At 28.3% G+C, this 1629-nt stretch carries 1 protein-coding gene and 1 pseudogene; both read left to right on the top strand.

Going from position 1 to position 1629, the window contains the following annotated elements:
* The first annotated feature begins 54 nt into the window (after positions 1-54).
* The gene (locus F1B92_RS08765) at positions 55-783 is read left to right on the top strand and encodes a hypothetical protein (protein ID WP_195836357.1); all 729 of its coding nucleotides are present in this window, start codon (positions 55-57) and stop codon (positions 781-783) included.
* An 11-nt stretch (positions 784-794) separates the two neighbouring features.
* A pseudogene (locus tag F1B92_RS08760) lies at positions 795-1629 on the top strand (hypothetical protein); the annotation flags it as partial.

Below are 1629 nucleotides of genomic sequence, written 5' to 3'. Positions count from 1 at the left end.
GTAGTTTTTAAGTATAAATTAAATTAAAATTAAGTAAAATTTAGGAATTGGAAAATGAAATATAAAAAGGAAGTAAATTTGGAAAACAGCGAAAATGCAAATTTAAACCAAAGAGACTACGATAAAGAGTCGATTGTTATAAAGGATTATAATCCAATATTTCAAATCATATCGTTTTGCGTTGCTGTTTTTCCAATGATTATCTATTTTGGTATATACGGCGATAAAAATACTTTTTTAAATATTAGAAATTATATTTTTTTTGTTTTTCCATTTTTTGTTTTGCCGATTTTGATTTCAAATTTCAAATCTTTAAAAAACACAATTAAATTCACAGATGAAAAAATATTATATTTTTCAGATGAAGAAATCATTGAAGAAATTTCGCTTGATAAAATCACTGAAATCAAAAAAACTATTGACGCAAGGCAAAATAAATCGCAAAAAATGCCGTCTTATGTAAAATATTTGCTTTTATTTTTATTTTGTTTTTTCGGATATTTGGCTTTTACACAAAATATAAAATTCTTTTTTTTCGGTGCCACTTTTTGTTTTTTTGGTTTTCCTTTGTTTAAATATGGATTTCATTTTTATAAAGACAAAGCAAAATCTTATGAGTTATTTGATAATTTTATATTTTTTGAAAATGATAAATTTATAAATGTAATGCCAATAAATACGCACGAAAAAAGCGAAATAGAAAATTTTATATCTGAAAAATTTAGCTTAAAATCAAATGAATTAAATAAAACATATTTTATTTATGGAAATATGTTGGAATAAAAGGAAAAAAAATGACAAGCAAAGAAAGAGCGTTAGAAATATTAAATGACGCCAAACAATTTTTAAATACAGTGTATGCAGCAGGTGGCAGATTTATGAAAGATAAGGCTGGTAAATTTTTATTATTTATGCAAGATACTTCAATATCTGCCGCGATAGATACAGCTAGTGGAGATACGCTTGATGAACAAATAGTTGGATTAGCAGGAGATGCTTTGCAAGGAGCAATTTTGAAACCAGCAGAAGTGGTTTCTCTTGGGGCTGTAGCGTATTTTGAAGTTGGATTATATGCGACAAATAATAATCTAGGGGGACATTTAAAAAAATATTATAAATTAGCAAAACAATTTGCACAACAACATGCACAAGAACATTTTTCGTATGCTTATGTCAATAGCTCTTGGCGTTATGAGAATAAATCTGGTGATATTTTTCAATATCTAAGCAATGGTGAATATGCAAAAGTATTATTATATGATGGAAAAATTTTTAGACAAAATGATGATACGCCAGTAATAACAAAAGTAACAAAAAGCGAATACGATGCGTATAATGAGTATGTCGAATTAAAGTCTGATATTTATGCTGAAATACAAGAATATATGAAACAAGCTAATACAAAAATCGAACTCAAAAATGGCACACTTCATGTAACTATGCCAAACGGTGTAGTTTATACTCAACCTTATGGCGATGAAGTAACTACTATTGCAACTGGTGGAAATAAAGATGATACTTTATATGGCGGAAGTAGTAGTGCTGATACCCTAAACGGCAAAGAAGGATATGACATCTACTACGCAGATAACCAAGACACCATCTACGACTCTGACGGTAAAGGCAGAG

It is taken from the genome of Campylobacter portucalensis (assembly GCF_009690845.1).
GTDB lineage: Bacteria > Campylobacterota > Campylobacteria > Campylobacterales > Campylobacteraceae > Campylobacter_B > Campylobacter_B portucalensis.
This window is presented reverse-complemented; position numbering and strand designations above follow the sequence as displayed.